We start from the raw sequence: 20413 nt of genomic DNA on the forward strand, positions 1-20413 counted from the left end.
GGACCGCGCGCGGCCCGGCAGGGCGGCGGGGCCATACCCGGGGGAAGCGTGCGGTGCGCTTTCGGGCAGCGCCCGTTCCCGGCCGGCCGGAGCGGCCGTCAGATCAGCCCGTTGCGCAGCGCGTAGCCGACCGCGTGGGCCCGGTTGCGCAGCTGCAGCCGCGTGATGATCTCGTGGAGCACGTTCTTGACGGTCCGCTCGGAGTACGCCGTCTTGCGGGCGATCTCCGCGGTGTCCAGGCCCTCCGACACCATGCGCAGCATGTCCGCCTCACGCGTGGTCAGCGTGGACAGGGACACGGCCCGCGAGTCGAGCGCCGCGCGCTGGAGGCTGCCCACGTGGGTGAGTAACTTGCCGAGCAGGTCGCCGGGCAGCACTCCCTCGCCGTTGGCGATGGCCAGCACCAGGCGCAGCAGTTGGTCCTGGTCGGCTTCGGCGCGCCGCAGCACCGCCGCCACACCGCACTCGATGACGCGTTGCAGCGAGCCGGTCCCGAGGGTGGCGACCACCAGGCCGGTGCGGGTGGCGCTGTTGTGCCGCAGCCGGTGCAGCAGGGCCGCCACGTCGTCGTCGACGTGGTCGACGACCACCAGCGAGACCTCCGCGCCCCCGGCGTGGGCGTCGGCGAGCAGATCGATCTCGGGGCGCTGGCGGAGCTGCTGGACGACGCCCAGGCGCAGGACCGGGTCGGCGGCGTAGACGGCCACGGTCACCCGCTCGGGCCGTTCGGAACGGGAGGTCCCGCGCATGGGCCAGGCCGGGGTGGGCACATGTGAGGTGGTGGCGGACATGGGCGGTCCGGCCTTCTCTTGAGTGGGCATGACGGTTTTACCTGTCTGATGGGATGCGTGACGGGGCGGTACGGGAGCGGGGGAACAGGAGGCGGGGAAGCGGGCGGACGGGCAGCGGGGCGGGTGCCGGAGGGCGGCGCGCGGACCGGCGCCCTCGCGGCGGCGGACGCGCCACGGGCGCTCGTCCGGCGGCCCGCGCGGGCCGGCGGGCCGTGACCGCGGCTCCCCGGTGCCGGGGGCGGGTGTCACCTCCGGGCACCGCGACTGCCCGGACGTTGCCCTCGCGCCTGTCGTGACGGCCCGGACGCGGTCCTACCGTGGCGGCGTGACGCCTTCTGCAGCCTCTTCCCGTCCCGGTGCGCCCGGACTCGGCATTCCGGAAGTGACCGTGGCGCCGGGGGACACCGCCACGGCCGTGCTCACGGTCCGCAACGACAGCGACATCGTCGAGGCGTACAGCCTGGAGGTCGTCGGGGACTGCGCCGCCTGGACCACCGTGGAACCGGCACGGGTCTCCCTGTACCCCGGCACCTCCGAGACGGTGACGCTCCGGCTGACGCCGCCGCGTTCCCCGGAGGTCAGGGCCGGTGAGCTGCCCCTCGGGGTACGGGTCCTGCCGGCCGAGCACCCCGAGTCGGTGCAGGTCCTCGAAACCACCGTGCACGTCGGGGAGTTCCGCGAGCTGCACACCGAGCTGACCCCGCGCCGCCGCCGCGGCTGGCTGCGCGGCCGCTACCGGCTGGCCGTCCGCAACCAGGGCAACTCGCCGGTCGGGGTGGGCTTCACCGCCGGCCAGGCGGGCGAGGAGCTGGGGTTCGCCTTCACTCCGGCGGAGCGCACGCTGGAGCCCGGGGAGTCGGCGGAGGTCGGCCTGCGTGTCCGCACGGGCAAGCCGGTGTGGTTCGGCGCCCCCGTGGTGTGGCCGTTCACCGTGGACACCACGGAGACGGGTGACCAGGAGGAGACGCGACAGGACGAGCCCGCCGTCCGGGCGCCGCTGGACGCCGAGTTCGTCCAGATCCCGGTTTTCCCCAGGTGGCTGCTCGTGGTGCTCGCGGCGCTGCTCGCCCTGCTGCTCGCCTGGTTCGCGCTGGTCCGCCCGGCGGTGCGCAGCGCCGCCAGGGAGGCCGCCACCGAGGCGGTCCAGCCGCGTCCCACACCCGCCGGGGAGGAGGGGGCAGCGGGCCGGGCCCCGGGCTCCGGCACGGGTGCCGGCACCGGCACCGACACCGGTGCGGGCACCGGCACCGGTGCGGGCGGCGGCACCGGTGCGGGCGGCGGTCAGGGGTCGGGGGCACCGTCCGGGTCGGGCGACGGCACCTCGGCCGGCGACGGCACCTCGGCCGGCGGTGGCCGGCAGAGCTCCGAGACCATCGACGTGCAGACGTCCGGCGGGGAGACCAAGACCGGTACGTACCGGGTGCCCGAGGGCAGTGTGTTCGGGGTGACGGACATCGTTGTCGCCAATTTCCAGGGCGACGAGGGGCTGCTGACGATCACGTTCGGCGACCGCAAGGTGACCACGATCGCGCTGGAGACCTTCCGCAACCAGGACTACCACTGGGTGACCCCCATCAAGATCCCCGAGAACGACACCGTGACCGTCGAAGTGACCTGCGAGAAGCCCGGTACACCGGCGTCCGGCCGTCAGGCGCAGGGGTGCCACGAGGTCCTGAACGTGAGTGGCGTACTCAGCCGCACCACGCAGTGACCCCAGCCCCACCTCTGAGGCATTGTCGATCGGAATCAGGTGTAGCTGCCAAGAGTTGACTCTTGTTCCGACCGGAAACCACCAAGATGGGACCGGAAAGCTACACCCCGGTCCCCGACTCCGGACAGAACCGATCCGGGGTGCCGGCGCGAAGGCCCCGGACCGCACACGGTCCGGGGCCTTCGGCACCCGCTCCCGGCGGCACCGGACACGTCGGCGGCGGCGCCGAGCGGCGCGCGCCCCCGCCGCTCAGGTCCCGTCCCGGGGAGTCTCCAGGCGCCGCACCAGGGCGCGCAGGGCGCGCAGTTCGGCGTCCAGGGCGTGGGCGCCCTCCCGGGTCAGGGCGACCCAGGTGCGGGGGCGCCGGCCGGCGTAGCCCTTCTCCACGGTGATCAGTCCGGAGTCCTCCAGGACCCTCAGGTGCCGGGAGAGGTTGCCGTCGGTGACGGCCAGTTGCTCCTTCAGGAAGCCGAAGTCGACCCGGTCGGCCTCGTGGGCGATGGTGAGGACACCGAGTCGTACCCGCTGGTGGACGGTGTCGTCCAGGGCCCGGGTGGGATGCGGTCCCTCCTGGTCGTCCTGCGCGGCGGTCGGGTCGTCGACGGTCATGGGACGACCGTAACCGCACCGGTCGGGCCGGTCGTGCCCCGGCGGCGGGCCACCGTCCGCTCGCCCAGGCCGGCGAGGAGCAGGACGGCGGCGAGCAGGAGCGCCTTGGCCTGCGGCCCGTCGGCCCAGCCGGGGTCGGCGGGGTGGTGCCAGGGGAGCCAGCCGGTGCCCCAGGATGCTCCCAGGTACGCGGTGAGCAGCGAGGCGTGGGCGATGCCGGCCGCCACGGTGACGGCGCTGCGCTCGGCGACGCCGAGGGCGAGGAGGCCGACTCCGACCAGGTACCACGGGGACGCGTAGCGGTTCTCCAGCAGCACGGCCTCCCAGGGCTGGTTCCTGCCGAACAGGAGCGCGGCCAGGGCCGTCGTGATCACCGCGGTGGCCACGGCGATCGCGGTGACCCACACGCGCCGCCGGGGGACGACGCCGCGGGACTCGCCGCGCAGGCGGTACCAGCGGGCGACGAGGAACCACGCGAGCGGCAGCAGCGCGAACCAGGCCCCCCAGGCCACGAAGCGCAGCACGGCACCGTCGAACTCGCCCTCCAGGCAGGGGGTTCCCGGTTCGTGGACCACGCACAGGCCGGACAGCTCGGCGTAGGCGAAGGCGGGGTAGGAGCCGATGTCGCGTCCGTGCGCACCGAAGTTGAAGGCGTGACGGGCGATCGGGGCGGCTGCCAGCGCGAGCGTTCCGAGGCCGAGGAGGGTGATCCACGCGCCGTTCGTGCGGCTGCGGGTCCTGGCCCGCAGCCCTTCCGTCGCGGCGAGCAGGCCGGCCGCGTCCGTCCCCGGCCCGGATGCCGCCCCGCTCGGTGCGGATGTCCCCATGTGTCCCCCTGTGGTCGGCGCCCGGCGGCGCGCTGAGGAGCGGACCGCATGCGCGCCGCCCGCCGTGAATCAACTTTGCGACGCAAAGTACATGGCGGTCAAGAGTGAACCGTGACGGCGGCTACGCCTCCACCGCCTCCTCGGCGGCCGCCGGCCCCCCTGGCCGCGCTTCGGCGCCCCGCTCGTCCGGCTCCCACCGCAGCAGGTCACCCGGCTGGCAGCCCAGCACCTCGCACAGTGCGGCGAGGGTCGTGAAGCGGACCGCCTTGGCGCGGCCGTTCTTCAGGACGGCCAGGTTGGCGGGGGTGATGCCGACGCGTTCGGCGAGTTCACCCACGGACATCTTGCGGCGGGCGAGCATGACGTCGATGTCGACGACGATCGGCATCAGATCACCTCGGCGAGCTCGGCCCGCATCCGGGCCGCCTCGGCGTCGCGGTCCACGGCCTGGGCGAGGAGCATGCGCAGCACGAGCACGATGAGGGCCACGCCCAGGACGGCCACACCGACTCCGCCGATCAGCAGCACGACCCCCGGGGCCACGTCCTCGCCCGGGGCCAGGACGACGCCGAGCGCGAAGACCAGGAGCGCTGCGGCCGTCACCGCGCCGATCACCGTGTGGACGTAGCGGAAGGCGCCGTGGGAGAAGACCGTCCCCCGCCGCACCATCGTCACCAGCCGCCATACGCAGACCAGGACCACCTGGGCCGCCACGACCCCCAGGAGCACGATCACCACGACCGGCGTGCGCAGACCGAAGTCGCGCAGGTCGGCGGCCAGCAGCGGCACCATCACCGCCTGCACGAACACCGAGCCGGCGAGCAGCGCCCCGAGCACGGCGCGCAGCGCCAGGACCGTCAGTCGTCCCATCGCCTTCCCTCCTTCATGACGCTGCCCTACGACAGCACCTATCGTTCCTCGATTTGAATCTATCGAGAAACGATAGGTGCGGGCAAGGGGGCGGCCGTACGGGGGCGGCGCGGCGTCCGTCAGCGGCGGCGCGCGGGGGTCGCGGCCCGCGTCCGCCCGGCGTAGTCCGCCGTGACGGCGAGCAGCAGGAACCCCCACGGGGCGGCGGGCAGGTAGAGCCAGCCCACCCAGGCGTCCGGCTTGTCGAACTCCCGCTCCTGGCCGATGAGCCGGGGCCCCTCCCCGACGAACCCGAAGACCGCGTTGAGGGCGCCGTACAGGGTGAGCAGCACCAGCAGCACGCCGCCGGTCCGGGCGACGACGGTGACGGCGCGGGCCGGCACCGCCCGGCCGCCGACCCCGGGCAGCCGGCGCGGGAACACCTCACCCCACGGACGCACCAGGCCCACGGTCAGACACCCGAGTCCCACGGTCAGGCAGCTCAGCACCAGCATGTACACGCGCTCGGCCGTCGTGTGCCCCGCGTCGAAGGCGACCGCGACCCGCCACAGCGAGGACGGCAGCAGCCCGACCGGCACGGCCCAGGCCGCCCGCACCGCCCACCGCGCGGGCCCCCGCCCCGCCACACCCCGCTCGCTGCCCGCCACCATGCCCCACGCCTCCCGTCGCCCGGCGACTCCCCCGCCCCGGCAGTCTCCCGGCCCGCCCCCCGCCCCCGCGTCCCCCGGGCGGGCGAGCCCGCCTCCCCCGCCCGGCACCCCCGCCTCCCCCCGAGGTCGTACGCGCCCCTCGACACCCCCTGGACACGACGAGGTCAGCCCACCGCCCGCCCGGTCACCTGAGCCGGTGAGACGACGGCGCTCGGCCGACTCCCCGCGGACCTCGGCTCGTCGGGACCAGGCGTGTGCCCCCGCAGCCGCGTCGACGGAGCGTGGCGCGCGAGTCGGTGTCACCGCACCCTTGGAGGGGGCCGTTCATGATCGACCAGCGGAGGCGGAGACCGGGCGGGGACCGCGGGACGCGGCGCCGGCGGGCCGGGATCGTCGGGTTCCTCGGGGGGCTGGCGGGGCCGGTGGCCCTCTTCGGCTTCTTTCCCGGGCTGCCGCATGTCATCGACGCCGGTGCTCTGCTCGTGGCGCTCGCGGTGGGCCTGGCCGGGCGGTGGGTGTGCCGGGACCGGGTCGTGCGGGGCGGGAGGAAGCGGGGCGGGACGGTGTAGCGGGTCCGCGCCCGCGTGGGTGCCGTCGCGGCGCGGCCGGCGTGCTGCTGGGTGCCGCGGTGCGGCTGGGCCGCGGGTACGCGGGGGCGGCGGAGGGAGCGGGTGCGGCCGCGTTCAGCGGGTCGGGGGCGCGTCGGTGGTGGTGTGCGGGGGCAGGTCGGCAGGGGCGTGCACGGGCGTTTCGGTGGCCGCCTCGCCCACGCCGTTGTCCGTCCGCGCCGTACGCAGCCCCCGTGCCAGCGCCGCCGTCACCGTGACCGACGCCGCCGCCGTCGCCGTCATCGCCGCGCCCGGTGAGGTGAGTTCGGCCAGCGCGCCCGCCAGGGCCGCGCTGGCCCCCTGCATCGTGAGCATGCCGGCGGAGTGCAACCCGAGGGCGTGCCCGGAGAGTTCGTCGGGCGTGAGGGCCACCAGCCGCTCCTGCTGCACCAGACTCGCCCCGAACCCGGCGGACGCCACCAGCACCAGCACGGCGGCGACCGGCACCGGCGGTCGCAGGGCGAAGAGCAGGTACGGCCCGGCCAGGAGCAGCAGCAGCGGTACCCCGAGCCGGGCCCGGCGCGCCGGGGACAGCAGCCGGCCGATCGTCACGTCCCCGGCGAACATGCCGAGCGCCGCGCAGGCGAACAGGGTGCCGGCGGCTTCGGGCGCGTAGGAGACGTACAGCGACTCGCAGCCGACGATCAGCCCGTTGGGCACCCACAGGGCGAGGTACACGCACCGGCGTGCGGGTGACGACCACAGCAGCGCGTTGGCCCGCCAGGTGGCCCGTACCGAGGGACGGCCGGACGCGCGCGGCGGGCGGGCCGTGAGACCCAGCCGCAGTCCGAGTGCGGCCCCGGCGTACAGCAGCGCCGCCAGCAGCAGCGCGGGGCGCGGGGACAGGGCCGCGACCAGCACGCCGCCCGTCGCGAAGCCCGCGATCTGCGCGAGGCCGCTCGTCATGCCGAAGAGCGAGCGCCCCAGCAGGTAGCGCTCCTTGGACAGGATCTCGGTGAGCAGGCCCCACCGCACGCCCCCGCCCAGCGAGGCGACCAGCCCCTGGACGAGGACGACCGCGAGGACCGCCTGGACGGGCAGTCCCGGCACCGCGAGCACCGCCGTGCCGGCCGCGAACGCCAGCGCCACGCCGGTGAGGGTGGCCCGGGGCGGCAGCCGGTCCGCCCCGGACATCAGGAAGGTGGCGCCGACGACCTGGGCGAGCGAGGGGCCGAACATGCTCACCGCCGCCAGCAGCGGCGACCCGGTCGCCCGGAACACCTGGGTGCCGAGCGCCAGTCCGCCGAGCGTCTGGGCGGCGGTCTGGGCGGCGGTGGACAGGAAGAGCGGAGTGAACTCCGGTGTGCGGAACAGACCTGAATAGCCGGAAGGTGTGCGCATGCCCGGAGTCTGCGGCGCCCGCGGCCGCCCCGTTATTGTTTCGCGCACCGGCGAAACGACCGGCGGAACGAGGAGGGGACCGATGGGCTGGTGGCAGGTCGACGCCGACACCCTCGCCCGCAGCCGGTTCCTGATCTCGCCGTACGCCGAGACCTTCGCGAGCCTGCGGCTGCTGCACACCGCGAGCGGCCGGCACCCCGGCGAGCAGGCCTGGCTGCGCGCCCACCTCCCCGGCTACCGCGCCCGTCTGGCCGCCGACCCGGTGACCGCGCTGCTGGTGCGCGCCGGACTCGGCCGGGACTGGATCGCCGACTTCTTCACCCCGACCCCGCTGGACGGCGAGGACTTCACGCGGGCCGCCGCCCGGATCCGCGCCACCGACCCGGCGGCCGCCCGCGGCCACCTGCGCATGTCCCTGGGCGGTCCGCTCCCCGCCGAGCTGGACCGCGACGATCTGCCGCAGCGCGCGGCGGCGCTGCTCACCCATGTGTGGACCGAGGCCGTACGGCCGTACTGGTCCCGGCGCCGGCGCGTCCTGGAGGCCGATGTGGTGGCCCGGACCGCGCGGATGAGCCAGGGCGGCTGGGCGGCGGTGCTGGACGCGCTGCGGCCCGGCACCCGCTGGCTCGGCGCCAACCGGTTCCAGGTCAATCTCCACGAGTACCCGCCGCGGGACGTCTCCGGGGCCGAGCTGGTGCTCGTCCCGGTCACGCCCCGCACCGGCTGGGTGAGCTGGGAGGAGCCGGAGCGGCAGCGGTACGCCCTCGTCTACCCGTGCGCCGGCCCGCTCGCCGGGGAGCGGGCCCGGCCGGTGCCCGCGCGTCTCGGCGCCCTGCTCGGCCGGGCCCGCGCGACGGTCCTCGTCCTCCTCGGCTCACCCCTGAGCACCACCCAGCTGACCGCCCTGACCGGGCAGGGTCTCGGCTCGGTGGGACGGCATCTGCGGGTGCTGCGGGACGCGGGCCTGGTGGAGGGGCGGCGGTCGGGACGCTCGGTGCTGTACGCCCGGACGGCGGCGGGCGACGTCCTCGTACGGGCGGCGGCCGGCGAAGGGCTCGTGCCGGGCGCCGGGGAGGTGCCGGACGGGGCTGCCGCGGGCCGGCGGAGTTAGCATCCGCCGTATGACGACCAACGCATCCCCCCTCGACGTCGGCATCGACGCACTCCAGGGCGGCGCCGCCGACCTCAAGCAGTACGCCGGGCAGGCCGTGCTCGTGGTGAACGTGGCCTCCAAGTGTGGCCTGACCCCGCAGTACGCCGGCCTGGAGCGGCTCCAGGAGCGGTACGCGGAGCGGGGCTTCACCGTGCTCGGCGTGCCGTGCAACCAGTTCATGGGCCAGGAGCCCGGCAGCGCCGAGGAGATCGCCGAGTTCTGCTCCGCGACCTACGGCGTGACCTTCCCGATGACCGAGAAGGTCGAGGTCAACGGCGAGAACCGGCATCCCCTGTACGAGCGGCTGACCGGCTTCGCGGACGCGGAGGGGCACAGCGGGGACATCCGCTGGAACTTCGAGAAGTTCCTGATCGGCCGGGACGGCAGTGTCGTCGCCCGCTTCTCCCCGCAGGTCGAGCCGGAGTCGCCGGAGGTCGTCGCCGCGATCGAGGCGCAGCTCGGCTGAGCCGGTCCGGCCGGGGGTTCGGCGGTGGCCCGGGCGGGCACGAGCCGAGCCCCCTCGGCAAGGACGGCGGGCTCGTCGAGAGGGCTCTGGGGTGGTGCCGGGGTGTCGCTCGTACCCCGCGGGCGGTGCGGGCGCCTTACGCCTTGACCGACGCCACGAAGGTGTTCCAGGCGGTGGCGGGGAAGGCCAGCACCGGGCCCCGCCGGACCTTGGAGTCCCGGACGGCCATGGCCGACGGAACCGGGGACTTGATCTCGACGCACGCGCCGTTGCCCTGCGAGTAGGAGGACTTGACCCACGTGTCCGTCGCGCCCTGCTTGATCGCCATTTTCGCTCCAGTTACCGGTTGCTGAGTTGGTGCCTTCACGCCAACGTTCTTGCTCGATGGCGTGATCGACGCTACTCGCCCACGCGGAAGTCCGGAGCGACTATTCACTCGACCGGATGGCATATTCCAATGGGCTCTTCCGCCCGATCGGGGCCACGGTGTACTTTGCGGCGCCTCACCGCAGACCGGCGTATTCCTTCACCACTTCGGCGATGTATTCCCGGGTTTGCTCTACATTCAGCGCCTGCGCCCGCAAGTGCTCGTACATCACTGCATATTTCTGGACATCCTGCGCCTTCTCCAGGTAGAGATCGCTGGTGACGCCCTCGATGTAGACGACGCTCGAATCGGCGGCGTCCGGGAACTCCAGGATGGCGTACTGCCCGCTCACCCCGGGGTGGGCGCCCATCTGGAACGGGATCAACTGCACGGTGACGTGCGGCAACTGGGACATCTCCAGCAGGTACTCGAGCTGCTCGATCATCACCTGCTTGCCGCCGACCTCGCGGCGCACCGCCGCCTCGTCGAGCACCGCCCACAGCCGCAGCGGGTTCTCCTCGGCGGCAATACGTTCCTGCCGCCGCAGTCTGGCCTGCACCCGCTTGTCGATGTCGGCCGGTGTCGCCTCCGGCAGGGCGCCCTGGATCAGCGCCTCCGCGTAGCCGCGGGTCTGGAGCAGGCCGGGCACCACCTGCGGGTCGTACACCCGCAGGCTGGCCGCGTCGGTCTCCAGGCCGATGTAGACGCTGTACGGGATGTCTCCGAAGGAGTGCCACCAGCCCTGCTGCCGCGAGTCCTTCGCCATCTGCATCAGCGAATCGACGATCCGGTGGTCCTCCACCTCGTAGACCCCGCACAGGTCGCGCACATCGCGCTGGCTGATGCTGCGGCGGCCGTTCTCCAGACGGCTGATCTTCGACTGCGACACCAGCAGCCGCTCCGCCACCTCTTCGGCCGTCATGCCCTTGAGCTCACGGAGCCTGCGCAACTCCTGGCCCAGCCGGCGCCGCCTGACGGTGGGATTGACATTGGACGCCACGGGACGTGCACCTCCGGCTGCTGCAACTTTGCGTATCTGCTGTTGAGCAGACTGCCACCAAGCCGGTTCCTACCGCTGGGAAACCCCGGATATGCGGCGGGTACACGCCAGATCCCCCGGGCGCATGCGTCAGGGCACACACGCGTGCCCAGGCACATGCCTCCGCGGGCACACATGCGTCCGCGCGGGGTGACGGACGCGCGCGTCGTCCGAACGACGCGTTCCGTCACCCCGCGCGGCTCGCGGCTCCCGAACCGGGCTCGTGTTCGCCGTGCCGCCGTGGTACCGAGTGTCCGCCGAACCGGCCGCCGCCGGACGGCGGCTCAGTGGGCCACGGCGCGTGCCATGCTGCCGCGGTGCGGCTGGGCCGGAACCCCGCGTGCGGGTTCGGCCGCCCTGGCTCCGGTGGCCTGCCGGCCTGCCGGTCCCGCCGCGGCACGGCGCGGCTGGGCCGCCACGCCGTTCTGGACGTCCATCACGGCGTGCGCCACGAGGCCGCCCATGGGGTCGTGCCTGATCAGGTCCCGCAGCCGGGAGCGGGACGAGCGTCCCTCGTTCCCCGGGTACAGGTGCTTGCCGAGCCCCACCGCGTGCGCCAGGGCGGCGAGCGCCGCGGTCCGCGGGTCCGGCGGTACGCCGGTGCGGATCGCGGAATCCAGCCGGGCCCTGATCTCCCGGCTGATGGCGTTGTCCGTCGCCTGGTAGCGAGTCGTCGGCAACACCCCGCACATCTGGCCCTCGACGGCATGCACCATGCCGCACCGCTCCAGATGCGAGAGGTACGTCTGGCGGAGCCCGAGACGCGGCCCGCCGATCCAGTGGACGGCCCGTACCGGAGCGCCGCGCCTTCGCAGCAGCTCCAACGCGCAGTCCAGTGTCGGATCTCCTGTCGGCCGTGGTACCACCACGGCGATACGATCCCCGTCTGGGGCTATCCGTCCGGCCAGCGCCAGCTCCACTAGCTGTGCTCCGGCCAGACCCAGGTCGAGCGACTGCGGCTGTGCGGTGGTACCCGTGGTCGGGTCCAACGCCAGCAGCAGAAGCTCCTCCGGAAGTGTTCTGCGGCTCCTGCCCATCCATGCCTCCCCGCGTGGATGAATGACAGGGTGACCCCTCTCACATTGGTCTGTCGAGGGTGCGTGACCGGTTCGTAAGGGAACCGGTAGGTATGTCGTTCTCGTCTACCGCTTGGGTTTAACCCGCACACAGGACACTGGTACATGGTTCGGACACCGTGGTGGCCGGGTGTCCGGGCGGTGGTTCGGTTCGGTAGGCGCACGGGAACGTGCGGCATGGAGGAGGCATCGGTGGCGGGCGAGTCCCCCGACAGGTCGAAGCAGCGCGAGTCGTCGGCAGAACCGACGTCGGGGAGCGCGGGTCCGGTTCCCGAGGCCAGGCGGGAGGCGGACGATCCGCGCCTCGCCGTGGCCCGGGCGGGTGTCGACACGGCAACGCGGATCCTCTCGGCGAAGGACCTCGCGGAGGCCCGCAAGGGCGCGGCCGAGGCCGCCGGGAAGAAGGACGAACGGGAGTTGCGCGCCGCGGTGGCGGCATGGGTCCGCTCGGCGGACGAGCCCCCGTCCGACGGACCGGAGTCCTCGAAGGGGTCCGGCGGCACCGGGCCGGCGGAGGCCGAGGGCACGCAGGCCGACGCCGCGGAGGACGACACCGCGGCGGGTGGGACCGCGAAGGATGAGCCCGGCGCGGTCGCCGGGGCCCCGGCGAAGGCCGGGGACGAGGACGCGGGCGACGCCGAGGGCGGCGCACGGGCCGAGGGTGACGAGCAGTCATCGGCCGCCGCCGACGCGGGTGCGGACGGGGCCGCGCAGGAGTCCGAGAAGGCCGGGGCGGACGCCGGGGTCACGGCCGATGACGCGGACACGGATGCGGACGCGGAATCGGGCGCGGACTCGGACGCGAGCAGCGCCGAGCCCGGGGCCGACGACGACGCCGCCACGGACACCGGAGCCGACACGGACACCGGAGCCGACGCCGACACCGACACCGACACCGACACCGCGGATTCCGCGGAGACCGGTGCCGGTTCGGCTCGGGTGGCCGAGGACACCGACGCGGACGAGAGCGAGGCCGACGTCGGCGCCGGCAAGGGCTCCGGCGAGGACTCCTCCCGGGCCGGGTCGGACGACGAGACGCCCGTCGACCAGCCCACCACCGTCTTCAAGGCCGTACGGCCGCCGAAGCCCGCGGTCGACCAGCCCACCACCATGCTGAAGCTGGGCGACGCCGCCAAGGCGAAGCCCGCCGAGGAGCCGAAGCAGCCCGAGGAGGCCGAGAAGCCCGCCGCTCAGGCCGAGAAGCCCGCCGCCCAGGCCGAGAAGCCCGCCGCCCAGGCCGAGAAGCCCGCCGACGAGGGCAAGAAGTCCGCCGACGGGCCCGAGGCGTCCGCCGAGGGGGCGAAGGAGCCCGCCGGTGACCCGGCGAAGCGTGGGGGCGGCGAGAAGGAAGCCGAGCGGACCAGCACGTTCGTCGCGCTGAAGGAGCTGGACGACCCGGCGGCGCGCAAGCCCCGTACGGCCGCGCCCGCGAAGCCGGCCGGACGGGCCGCACCGGCCGCGCCCGCGGGCCCCGTCACCCCGGCCGACGTCACCGCCGCCGTGCCCCAGATCGGCCCGGAGCGGACCACCCAGCAGCCGCTGCCGCCGAAGCCGCCGCTCGACCTGCTGGCGGAGCTGACGAACACGCCGCCGCCTCCGCAGACGCCGCTGCGCACGGCCGTGCGCCGGGTGAAGATCTGGACGCCGCTGGTGCTGCTGCTGGTGGTCGTGGTCGCGGTGATCCAGTCGGTGCGTCCGCTGCCGACGCCCACCCTCGAGCTCACCGCCGAGGACAGCTACACCTTCGACGGCTCCAAGGCCGGTATCCCGTGGCCGCAGGAGGGCCAGGCCGCCCTCGACGTCCAGGGCATCGGCACGTTCGGTTCGTCCGGCGAGCAGAAGCCGGTGCCGATCGCGAGTGTCGCCAAGGTCATGACGGCGTACGTGATCCTCCGCGAGCACCCGCTGAAGAGCGGCGAGGAGGGTCCGATGATCAAGATCGACCAGGCGGCGGAGGAGCAGTCGGACGCCGGCCAGGAGTCGACGGTCGACGTCTTCGCGGGCGACCGGATCTCCGAGCGCGAGGCCCTGGAGAGCATCCTCATCGCGTCCGCGAACAATGTGGCGCGGCTGCTGGCCCGTTGGGACGCGGGCGCGGAGAAGGACTTCGTGGCGAAGATGAACGCCACCGCGAAGGACCTCGGCATGACCAACACGACGTACACCGACCCCTCGGGCCTGAACGACACCACGGTCAGCACGGCCGTGGACCAGGTGAAGCTCGCCAAGGCCGCGATGACGCTGCCCGCGTTCCGCGAGGTCGCCGCGATGATGTCGTACGACGACTACAAGGGCGTCAACCGCCGCAACTGGAACGAGCTGGTCGGCAGCAACAACGTCGTCGGCATCAAGACCGGCACCACCACCTCCGCCCTCGGCAACCTGGTGTTCGCGGCGAAGAAGGAGATCGGCGGCGAGACCCACACCATCGTCGGCGCGGTCGTGCGCCAGCCCCCGGGCGGCAAGGACAACACCATCCTCCAGGGCGCCCTGTCCGCGGGCGACCAGCTCATCCGGGCCGCGCAGGACGCGCTGGAGTCGGCGACGATCCTGAAGAAGGGCGACGTCGTCGGCTACGTGGACGACGGTCTGGGCGGCCGTACGCCGGTGGTCGCCACGCAGGACGTGACCGCGGTCGGCTGGGCCGGGCTCACGGTGAAGCTGTCGTTCGCCGCGGACGAGCTGCCGCACACGGCGAAGGCGGGGACGAAGGTCGGCACGCTCACCGTCGGTGACGGGGCGACCGCGGGTGCCGTGAAGGTGCCGGTCGCCCTCGGGGACGATCTGGCCGAGCCGGGCTTCATGGACAAGGTGACCCGTATCGGCTGATCACACGGCATGCGCGCACCCCGCCGGGACCCACGAGGGAGCCTCCCGGCGGGGTGCGTGCTAGCGTCACGAATCGGGACAGGCCGCCCGCGTGGGGGAAGCGGACGGGAACTCCCGGAGACCCTCCAGGGAACGGTCGGCGAACGGACCACGCGGCCGAGAACAGAAGAACGGGACACGGGGAGTGCCTTCAGGTGGCCACTGCGGAGCCGACACGCACCGACGACACCGGTCCGGGCCCGGGAGACGGCCCGCGAATACGCGTACCCGGGGGCGCCTCGCAGCCTCCGGACCGGCCTGAGCGGGAACAGCAGCACGAGCAGGAGCAGCAGCGGGCGGAGCGGCGTCCGGCGGTGCACGCCGTCCGTGACCGGGTGCTGCGGCACCCGGTGCTCTTCGTCACGGCCGTGGCCGGCGTGCTGCACATCGTCTGGTTCTTCACGTTCGCGAACAGCGGTGGCGATCTCGCGGCGCAGGACGCCTGGGCGGAGTTCGTCGGCCGGCACCCGGACTCCGCGTACAACCTCGCCTGGTACGGCGGGATGCACCCGGTCTCGTACAGCGTGGTGTCGCCGTACCTGATGTCGGTGCTCGGCGTCCGGACGACGATGATGATCGCCGGGACGCTGTCAGCGGGCCTGCTGACGCTGATCCTGATCCGCAGCCGGGTGGTGCGCAAACCGCTGTGGCCCGCGCTCGCGGGTGTGTTCGGACTGCTCGGCAACGCCGCCTCGGGCCGGGTCACCTTCGGCCTCGGCACCCTGTTCGCCCTCGCGGCCGTCGCGGCGGTGTTCTGCTGGCCCCACCGCTGGCGCCACAAGCGCTGGGCGAAGGCGCTGTGCGCGGCGCCGCTGGCCGCGCTGGCCACCATGTCGTCACCGGTCGCGGGCCTGTTCGTGGGCCTGGTGGCGGTGGCGCTGTTCCTCCAGAGGCGGCGGCCGGGCGCCTGGGCGCTCGGGCTGGGACCGGTGGCGGTGGTCGCGGTCTCCGCCCTGGCGTTCCCGTTCTCCGGCACCCAGCCGATGTCGTTCGGCTCGGCCGGGCTGCCCATGCTGTACGCGCTGCTGGTCTTCCTGTTCGTCCCGCGGGAGTGGACCACCGTGCGGATCACCTCCGCGGTCTACTGCCTCTCCGTGCTGCTGGTCTGGCTGATCAGCTCGCAGATCGGCTCGAACATCACGCGGCTCGCGATGCTGTTCGCGGGTGTGGCGCTGGTGGCGGCGCTGCCGTTCACGGTGCCGCGCTCACGCAAGTGGTACGCGCTCGTCGTCGCCGTCGTCGGGTTCGTCGCGTGGATAGGCTTCAAGTCGGCCGACGACGTGGTGCGCACCACGCCGCGTGCCTCCTGGGCCCGTGAGCTGGCCCCGCTCGTCAACGAGTTGCAGGAGGTCGGCGCCGGCAAGGGCCGCGTCGAGGTGGTCCCGGCCCGCTCGCACCGCGAGGCGTCCGCGCTCGCCCCGTACATCAACCTGGCCCGCGGCTGGAACCGCCAGGCCGACATGGAGCGCAACCCGCTCTTCTACGACGACACCCTGAACTCGGCCAACTACCACCTGTGGCTCAAGCGCTGGGCGGTGCACTTCGTGGTGCTGCCGAAGGACGAGCCGGACGGTGACGGCGGGCAGCGCGAACGCGAGCTGGTGCAGCGGGGGCTGCCGTACCTGGAGCAGATCTGGGGCGACGCGAACTGGCAGCTGTTCCGGGTCAAGGACCCCGCCCCGCTCGCCGATCCACCGGCCACCGTGGAGCGCGCCGAGCAGGGCGAGATGACCCTGCGGGTCGCCGAGCCGGGCCGGGTGCTGATCCGCGTCCCCTACTCGCCGTGGCTGAAGCTGGTCGACGAGGAGGGCAAGGGGGTCGAGGGGCCGCGCGAGACGGAGGAGTCCGAGAACCGTCCCGAGGGCGAGCCGAAGACGTACGAGAACGTCAACGGCTGCCTGATGGAGACGGAGGAGGACGAGGAGGGCGACAGGTGGACGATGCTCCTCGCGCCCCGCGCGGGCACCTACCGGCTGGCCTCGCCGTACGACTGGCCGCGCGGGACGCCGTGCCCGGAGGAGCTGCGGTGAGCGGCGCGAGCGGGACCCTCGCGGCGGCCGGCGCGGTGCGCTGACGTCGTCGGAACGAGGAAGGGCCGACGGTTCCGTCGGCCCTTTTCCTTTGTTCATGTTCATGAACGCCGGTCATCGTGCAGAACTATTTTGCCAGCCCTTGACCTTCCCGTTCCTTGTCGCGCCCCTGTCAGCCCACTCACGATGAGCGGGCCGTTCACAAGGCGGACCCCGGGCGGACCCTGGAAGGGTGGCACATGAACAGTCTCGACTGGGCCGTGCTCATCGGCTACTTCGGCGTGATGGTGGCCATCGGCGTCTGGTCGCACAAACGCGTGGACAACGTCAGCGACTTCTTCACCGCGGGCGGCAAGATGCCCTGGTGGCTGTCGGGCATCTCGCACCACATGTCCGGCTACAGCGCGGTGATGTTCACGGGCTACGCGGGCATCGCCTACACCTACGGCGTCACGTCCTTCGTCACCTGGTCGTTCCCCATCGCCCTGGGCATCGCCATCGGCTCGAAGCTGTTCGCCCCGCGGATCAACCGGCTGCGCTCCCGGCTCCACGTGGCCTCGCCGCTGGAGTACCTGAAAAACCGCTACGACCTCAAGACCCAGCAGGCACTGGCCTGGTCCGGAATGCTGCTGAAGATCGTGGACGTCGGCGCGAAATGGGCGGCCATCGCCACCCTGCTGTCGGTCTTCACCGGCATCTCCCTGAACCAGGGCATCCTCATCACCGGCACCATCACCGCCGTCTACTGCACGATCGGCGGCCTGTGGGCGGACGCGCTGACGGAACTCGGCCAGTTCGTCATCCAGTTCCTGGCCGGCATCGCCATGTTCGTCGCCGTCGTCATGGAGCTCAACGACAAGGGCATCGGCTTCCTCGGCGCCTGGGACGAGCCCGAACTCCAGGGCCACGGCGAACCGCTGGTCGGCCCCTACGGCACGGTGTTCCTGCTGGCCTTCCTCTTCATCAAGCTCTTCGAGTACAACGGCGGCATGCTCAACCAGGCCCAGCGCTACATGGCCACGTCCAACGCGCACGAGGCCGCCCGCTCGGCCCGCCTGTCGGCCGTCCTGTGGCTGGTCTGGCCGCTGGTCCTCTTCTTCCCCATGTGGATGTCCCCGCTGCTGGTCGAGTCGCAGAAGGCCGACGGCTCCGACTCCTACGGCCTGATGACCGAACAGCTCCTCCCGCACGGCCTGCTGGGCCTCGTCATCGTCGGCTTCTTCTCCCACACCATGGCCATGTGCTCCTCCGACGCCAACGCCATCGCCGCGGTGTTCACCAGGGACTGCGCACCGGTGGTGTGGCGGCGCGCCCGGGCCTGGAGCGAGGGGCAGGGCCTGCGGGTCGCCCGCATCACCACCGTCGTCTTCCTCGGCCTCTCCATGGCGGCGGCCACCCAGGTCAACTCCCCCACCTTCGGCGACATCATCACCGTCGTCATCAAGTGGGTCGCCGGCCTGATGGGCCCCATGGCCATCCCCATGATGCTCGGCCTGCTCCGCCCCTTCCGCCGCTCCGGCCCCACCGCGGCCCTCGTCAGCTGGGCCACCGGCCTGTTCGTCTTCTGGCTGGTGAACTACCCCGTCCACTGGAACGTCGACGGCGGCGTCCCCCTCCAGTACCAGGTCTCCATCCCGCTCGCCGTCTCCCTGGTCCTCTACGTCCTCGTCGGCTACCTCAAGCCGGAGGACACCCCGGAGCGCCTGGCCATCATCGAGCGCATCAACACGGACGACGACGGCCCGGGCGCGGCGGGCGCCGCGGCGGCGGTCCCGGCACAGCAGGGCGGGGCGCCGGGCGTGACGGTCAAGGACTGACCCGCCCTCGGAGCCGGTCCGGCCGGATCAGGCCCGGGGGTACCGGGTCAGCCACGCGGGGGACGCCCCCGCCGGGCCGTGCAGCGCGGGCCCCTGGGTCATCTCCATGGCGAAGTCGTCGGCGAGTTCCAGGATCGTGGGACGGCCCTCCAGTTCGGCCAGCCAGGCCGGGGGGAGGGCCGTCTCGCCGTGCAGGGCGCCGAGCAGGCCGCCGGTGAGCGCGGTGGCCGCGGCGGAGGGACCGCCGTGGTTGGCGGCCAGCCGGAGGCCGTGGCGCACGTCCTCGCCGACGAGGGAGCAGTAGACGGCGGCGGACAGGATGCCCTCGGCGGTGCCGCCGCCGGCCAGCTCCTCCACCCTGCCCGGGGTGGGCATGCCCTGCCGTACGGCGCCCAGGGCACGCTGCAACGCGTCCGACACCGGCTCGTGCCCCGGCCGCGCCGCCAGCGTCGCCAGCGCGTGCTGCACGGCACCGTCGAGGCTCTCGCCGCGGGCCAGCCCGTGGACGACGACCGCGTACGCGCCGGCGGACAGAGTGGCGGCCGGGTGCCCGTGGCTCTGCGCCGCGCACTCCACCGCGAGCTGGGCGACGAGCTGCGGTTCCCAGCCGACGAGCAGCCCGAACGGCGCGGAACGCGCGGCGGCCTCGGGACCGGCCTCGCCGGGATTCTTGGGCGCCTCCAGCGTGCCCATCCGCTCGTCACCGAAGCCGGCCAGCAGCGAGCGGGACGGCCCCCGGCGGGCGTACAGCCACTCCTCCCGGGCCAGCCACCCGTCCTCCGCGCGCCGCTCGTCGGGACCCCAGTCCCGCTGGGTGGCCGCCCAGCGCAGATACGCCCGGTGCAGATCGGTCGGCGGGTGCCAGGCTCCGGTGTCCCGGCGCACCTGGGCGCGTATCAGGCCGTCCACGCTGAACAGGGTGAGCTGGGTGAGGTGGGTGACCGCGCCGCGCCGGCCGTAGGCGGGTACGAGGTCCACGATCCCCTCCGGGCCGTACGCCTCCCGTATCTCCTCGATCCCCATCCGGTCGACCGGCGCCCCCAGCGCGTCGCCGACGGCCACGCCCAGCAGCGTGCCGCGCACCCTGCTCCGGAAGTCCTGCTGCTCGGCCCGCCCCCAGACAGGCCCGGCTGTCGCACCCACCTAGACCTCCCGGCGAACCGCCCGCTCCGCTACGACGCGAGCACTGTAATCGAACGGGGGTGGTGGGGCTCAGGGGGCGAATCGACGGCTTTCAGCCGTACCGGGTGACGCTGCAGACGGAGGCAGGCGTGTCGGGGCACGGGGAGGAAGCGGGTTGCGGCAGGGCTCGTCAGCGGCTGGCTTCCTCGCTCCCGGTGCCGGGCTAAGCCGCCACACCTGGCGTGCGGCAGTCCCGGCAGCGGCCCGGTTGCGGGGCGCGGAAGGCCCGCTCGCAGCCGTCGCACGTCTGCAGGGGGTTCGGGCGGGGGTTCTGGCGGGGTCCGGTGGTCGACGGCTGGAGGGCCGGAGGAAGGGGCGGCGGCAGGAGAGTGGTGAGGCGGCGGGACAGGAAGGCCGCCGGGTGGCGGATGGGGTCCTCGGGGAGGCCGGCTGTGAGGGTGCGCTCCACGGCGGTGGCGGGCACGCCCCTGTCCAGCCAGGCCGTGACCGCCGGGGCCAGGCGGTGCACGTCCCGCTCGCTCAGCAGGAGGCGCGAGTCGTGGGCGCGGAGGCGCGTGAGGAGATCGGTGGCGGCGGAGGGCTGCGGGGCGGGGGCGGGGGGCCTGCGCTCGGGGGCGGGGGGCCTGCGTTCGGGGGAAGCGGGAGCCGTGGCCGGATCCGCGGCGGCCGTCACCGCCGGGCGGGGCCTGTTGTACGAGACCGTCCGGGTCACGACTCGGCCCGATTGAAGACGCTCCTTGAGGCGTGCGAGGTAGCCGTGCTCCTCCAGCTCGCGCAGCGCCGCCGCGATGCGGATCTCCCCCTCGGGGAACTTCGCCGCCAGCGTCTTGATGCCGATCGGGGTCCCGGCGGGCAGCGACTGGATGTGCGTCGCCAGGCCGATCGCCGTCAGCGACAGCTCGGGGTGCTGGGCGAGGTGGTTCCCGACCACGGTGAAGTGGTCGTGGTGAGGCTCGTTGACGTGCTGTACTCCGGACGAGTAACGGCCGGACGCGGCACGCGCATGCGCGTTAGGGTGCTGCTCAGTCATCGGGAAGCGGCTTTCTT

19 protein-coding genes are annotated in these 20413 nt (G+C 73.3%); 7 read left to right on the forward strand and 12 right to left on the reverse strand.

Annotated elements, in window-relative coordinates:
* Window positions 1-98 precede the first annotated feature (98 nt).
* Window positions 99-749, reverse strand: a complete 651-nt coding sequence (locus tag SGLAU_RS14580) for a response regulator transcription factor (RefSeq protein ID WP_052414100.1) — start codon at window positions 747-749, stop codon at window positions 99-101.
* A gap of 367 nt (window positions 750-1116) precedes the next feature.
* On the opposite strand from SGLAU_RS14580, the gene SGLAU_RS14585 reads away from it, so the two are divergent.
* Complete coding sequence (locus SGLAU_RS14585) at window positions 1117-2502, forward strand: hydrolytic protein (RefSeq protein ID WP_078958049.1); 1386 nt, start codon at window positions 1117-1119, stop codon at window positions 2500-2502.
* 249 nt (window positions 2503-2751) lie between these two features.
* Here SGLAU_RS14585 and SGLAU_RS14590 read toward each other — a convergent pair whose 3' ends face one another.
* From SGLAU_RS14590 to SGLAU_RS14610, 5 genes are all read right to left on the reverse strand, one after another.
* Window positions 2752-3111 carry a winged helix-turn-helix domain-containing protein gene (locus tag SGLAU_RS14590; protein ID WP_043501747.1) on the reverse strand — a complete coding sequence of 120 codons (360 nt, stop codon included), beginning with the start codon at window positions 3109-3111 and terminating at the stop codon, window positions 2752-2754.
* The gene (locus tag SGLAU_RS14595) at window positions 3108-3938 is read right to left on the reverse strand and encodes a hypothetical protein (RefSeq protein ID WP_052413755.1); all 831 of its coding nucleotides are present in this window, start codon (window positions 3936-3938) and stop codon (window positions 3108-3110) included. The genes SGLAU_RS14590 and SGLAU_RS14595 overlap by 4 nt, the downstream gene beginning before the upstream one ends.
* A 121-nt stretch (window positions 3939-4059) precedes the next feature.
* Window positions 4060-4326, reverse strand: coding sequence for a helix-turn-helix domain-containing protein (locus SGLAU_RS14600; protein ID WP_043501748.1), 267 nt, complete (start codon window positions 4324-4326; stop codon window positions 4060-4062).
* Window positions 4326-4808 carry a DUF2975 domain-containing protein gene (locus SGLAU_RS14605; RefSeq protein ID WP_043501751.1) on the reverse strand — a complete coding sequence of 161 codons (483 nt, stop codon included), beginning with the start codon at window positions 4806-4808 and terminating at the stop codon, window positions 4326-4328. Before SGLAU_RS14605 ends, SGLAU_RS14600 begins: the two co-directional genes overlap by 1 nt.
* Window positions 4809-4927: 119 nt before the next feature.
* The gene (locus SGLAU_RS14610) at window positions 4928-5458 is read right to left on the reverse strand and encodes a hypothetical protein (RefSeq protein WP_052413756.1); all 531 of its coding nucleotides are present in this window, start codon (window positions 5456-5458) and stop codon (window positions 4928-4930) included.
* Window positions 5459-5784: 326 nt separating this feature from the next.
* Between SGLAU_RS14610 and SGLAU_RS14615 the strand changes: the two genes are divergently transcribed.
* Entirely contained in the window at window positions 5785-6027 is a 243-nt protein-coding gene (locus SGLAU_RS14615; RefSeq protein WP_043501753.1) for a hypothetical protein, read from the forward strand.
* A gap of 114 nt (window positions 6028-6141) precedes the next feature.
* Here SGLAU_RS14615 and SGLAU_RS14620 read toward each other — a convergent pair whose 3' ends face one another.
* On the reverse strand, window positions 6142-7407 hold the full coding sequence (locus tag SGLAU_RS14620; protein WP_078957723.1) for an MFS transporter: 1266 nt from the start codon (window positions 7405-7407) through the stop codon (window positions 6142-6144).
* A gap of 82 nt (window positions 7408-7489) precedes the next feature.
* On the opposite strand from SGLAU_RS14620, the gene SGLAU_RS14625 reads away from it, so the two are divergent.
* Window positions 7490-8518: an ArsR/SmtB family transcription factor gene (locus tag SGLAU_RS14625; RefSeq protein WP_043501755.1), complete on the forward strand. Its 1029-nt coding sequence runs from the start codon at window positions 7490-7492 to the stop codon at window positions 8516-8518.
* A 10-nt stretch (window positions 8519-8528) separates the two neighbouring features.
* A complete protein-coding gene (locus SGLAU_RS14630) occupies window positions 8529-9026 on the forward strand; it encodes a glutathione peroxidase (protein ID WP_043501756.1) in 498 nt (165 codons plus the stop codon).
* Between the two features lie 136 nt (window positions 9027-9162).
* Here the strand turns inward: SGLAU_RS14630 and SGLAU_RS14635 are convergent, their stop codons facing one another.
* The 3 genes from SGLAU_RS14635 to SGLAU_RS14645 all read right to left on the reverse strand — a co-directional run bounded on the left by SGLAU_RS14635 (window position 9163) and on the right by SGLAU_RS14645 (window position 11469).
* On the reverse strand, window positions 9163-9354 hold the full coding sequence (locus SGLAU_RS14635; protein ID WP_043501758.1) for a DUF397 domain-containing protein: 192 nt from the start codon (window positions 9352-9354) through the stop codon (window positions 9163-9165).
* A 175-nt stretch (window positions 9355-9529) separates the two neighbouring features.
* Window positions 9530-10393 (reverse strand): helix-turn-helix domain-containing protein, encoded by an 864-nt coding sequence (locus tag SGLAU_RS14640; RefSeq protein WP_043501761.1) that lies wholly within the window; start codon window positions 10391-10393, stop codon window positions 9530-9532.
* Window positions 10394-10716: 323 nt separating this feature from the next.
* Window positions 10717-11469: a GOLPH3/VPS74 family protein gene (locus tag SGLAU_RS14645; RefSeq protein WP_043501763.1), complete on the reverse strand. Its 753-nt coding sequence runs from the start codon at window positions 11467-11469 to the stop codon at window positions 10717-10719.
* A 216-nt stretch (window positions 11470-11685) separates the two neighbouring features.
* Here SGLAU_RS14645 and SGLAU_RS14650 point away from each other — a divergent pair, with 216 nt between their 5' ends.
* The 3 genes from SGLAU_RS14650 (at window position 11686) to SGLAU_RS14660 (ending at window position 18223) form a co-directional block, all read left to right on the forward strand.
* Complete coding sequence (locus tag SGLAU_RS14650) at window positions 11686-14337, forward strand: D-alanyl-D-alanine carboxypeptidase (protein WP_078957724.1); 2652 nt, start codon at window positions 11686-11688, stop codon at window positions 14335-14337.
* 194 nt (window positions 14338-14531) lie between these two features.
* Window positions 14532-16406 (forward strand): hypothetical protein, encoded by a 1875-nt coding sequence (locus SGLAU_RS14655; RefSeq protein WP_043501764.1) that lies wholly within the window; start codon window positions 14532-14534, stop codon window positions 16404-16406.
* Between the two features lie 239 nt (window positions 16407-16645).
* Entirely contained in the window at window positions 16646-18223 is a 1578-nt protein-coding gene (locus tag SGLAU_RS14660; protein ID WP_043501766.1) for a sodium:solute symporter family protein, read from the forward strand.
* Window positions 18224-18250: 27 nt separating this feature from the next.
* Here the strand turns inward: SGLAU_RS14660 and SGLAU_RS14665 are convergent, their stop codons facing one another.
* Window positions 18251-19366: an ADP-ribosylglycohydrolase family protein gene (locus SGLAU_RS14665; RefSeq protein ID WP_043501768.1), complete on the reverse strand. Its 1116-nt coding sequence runs from the start codon at window positions 19364-19366 to the stop codon at window positions 18251-18253.
* 202 nt (window positions 19367-19568) lie between these two features.
* Entirely contained in the window at window positions 19569-20396 is an 828-nt protein-coding gene (locus SGLAU_RS14670; protein ID WP_052413757.1) for a DNA-binding protein, read from the reverse strand.
* Between the last annotated feature and the right edge of the window lie 17 nt (window positions 20397-20413).

Origin of the sequence: Streptomyces glaucescens (genome assembly GCF_000761215.1) — a bacterium.
Lineage (GTDB): Bacteria > Actinomycetota > Actinomycetes > Streptomycetales > Streptomycetaceae > Streptomyces > Streptomyces glaucescens_B.

Bases quoted from the DNA above. Each gene is read 5' to 3' on its own strand.
- SGLAU_RS14580 (WP_052414100.1), bottom strand. From the start codon at position 749: ATGCGCGGGACCTCCCGTTCCGAACGGCCCGAGCGGGTGACCGTGGCC.
- SGLAU_RS14590 (WP_043501747.1), bottom strand. From the start codon at position 3,111: ATGACCGTCGACGACCCGACCGCCGCGCAGGACGACCAGGAGGGACCG.
- SGLAU_RS14595 (WP_052413755.1), bottom strand. From the start codon at position 3,938: ATGGGGACATCCGCACCGAGCGGGGCGGCATCCGGGCCGGGGACGGAC.
- SGLAU_RS14600 (WP_043501748.1), bottom strand. From the start codon at position 4,326: ATGCCGATCGTCGTCGACATCGACGTCATGCTCGCCCGCCGCAAGATG.
- SGLAU_RS14605 (WP_043501751.1), bottom strand. From the start codon at position 4,808: ATGGGACGACTGACGGTCCTGGCGCTGCGCGCCGTGCTCGGGGCGCTG.
- SGLAU_RS14610 (WP_052413756.1), bottom strand. From the start codon at position 5,458: ATGGTGGCGGGCAGCGAGCGGGGTGTGGCGGGGCGGGGGCCCGCGCGG.
- SGLAU_RS14615 (WP_043501753.1), top strand. From the start codon at position 5,785: ATGATCGACCAGCGGAGGCGGAGACCGGGCGGGGACCGCGGGACGCGG.
- SGLAU_RS14620 (WP_078957723.1), bottom strand. From the start codon at position 7,407: ATGCGCACACCTTCCGGCTATTCAGGTCTGTTCCGCACACCGGAGTTC.
- SGLAU_RS14625 (WP_043501755.1), top strand. From the start codon at position 7,490: ATGGGCTGGTGGCAGGTCGACGCCGACACCCTCGCCCGCAGCCGGTTC.
- SGLAU_RS14630 (WP_043501756.1), top strand. From the start codon at position 8,529: ATGACGACCAACGCATCCCCCCTCGACGTCGGCATCGACGCACTCCAG.
- SGLAU_RS14635 (WP_043501758.1), bottom strand. From the start codon at position 9,354: ATGGCGATCAAGCAGGGCGCGACGGACACGTGGGTCAAGTCCTCCTAC.
- SGLAU_RS14645 (WP_043501763.1), bottom strand. From the start codon at position 11,469: ATGGGCAGGAGCCGCAGAACACTTCCGGAGGAGCTTCTGCTGCTGGCG.
- SGLAU_RS14650 (WP_078957724.1), top strand. From the start codon at position 11,686: ATGGAGGAGGCATCGGTGGCGGGCGAGTCCCCCGACAGGTCGAAGCAG.
- SGLAU_RS14660 (WP_043501766.1), top strand. From the start codon at position 16,646: ATGAACAGTCTCGACTGGGCCGTGCTCATCGGCTACTTCGGCGTGATG.
- SGLAU_RS14670 (WP_052413757.1), bottom strand. From the start codon at position 20,396: ATGACTGAGCAGCACCCTAACGCGCATGCGCGTGCCGCGTCCGGCCGT.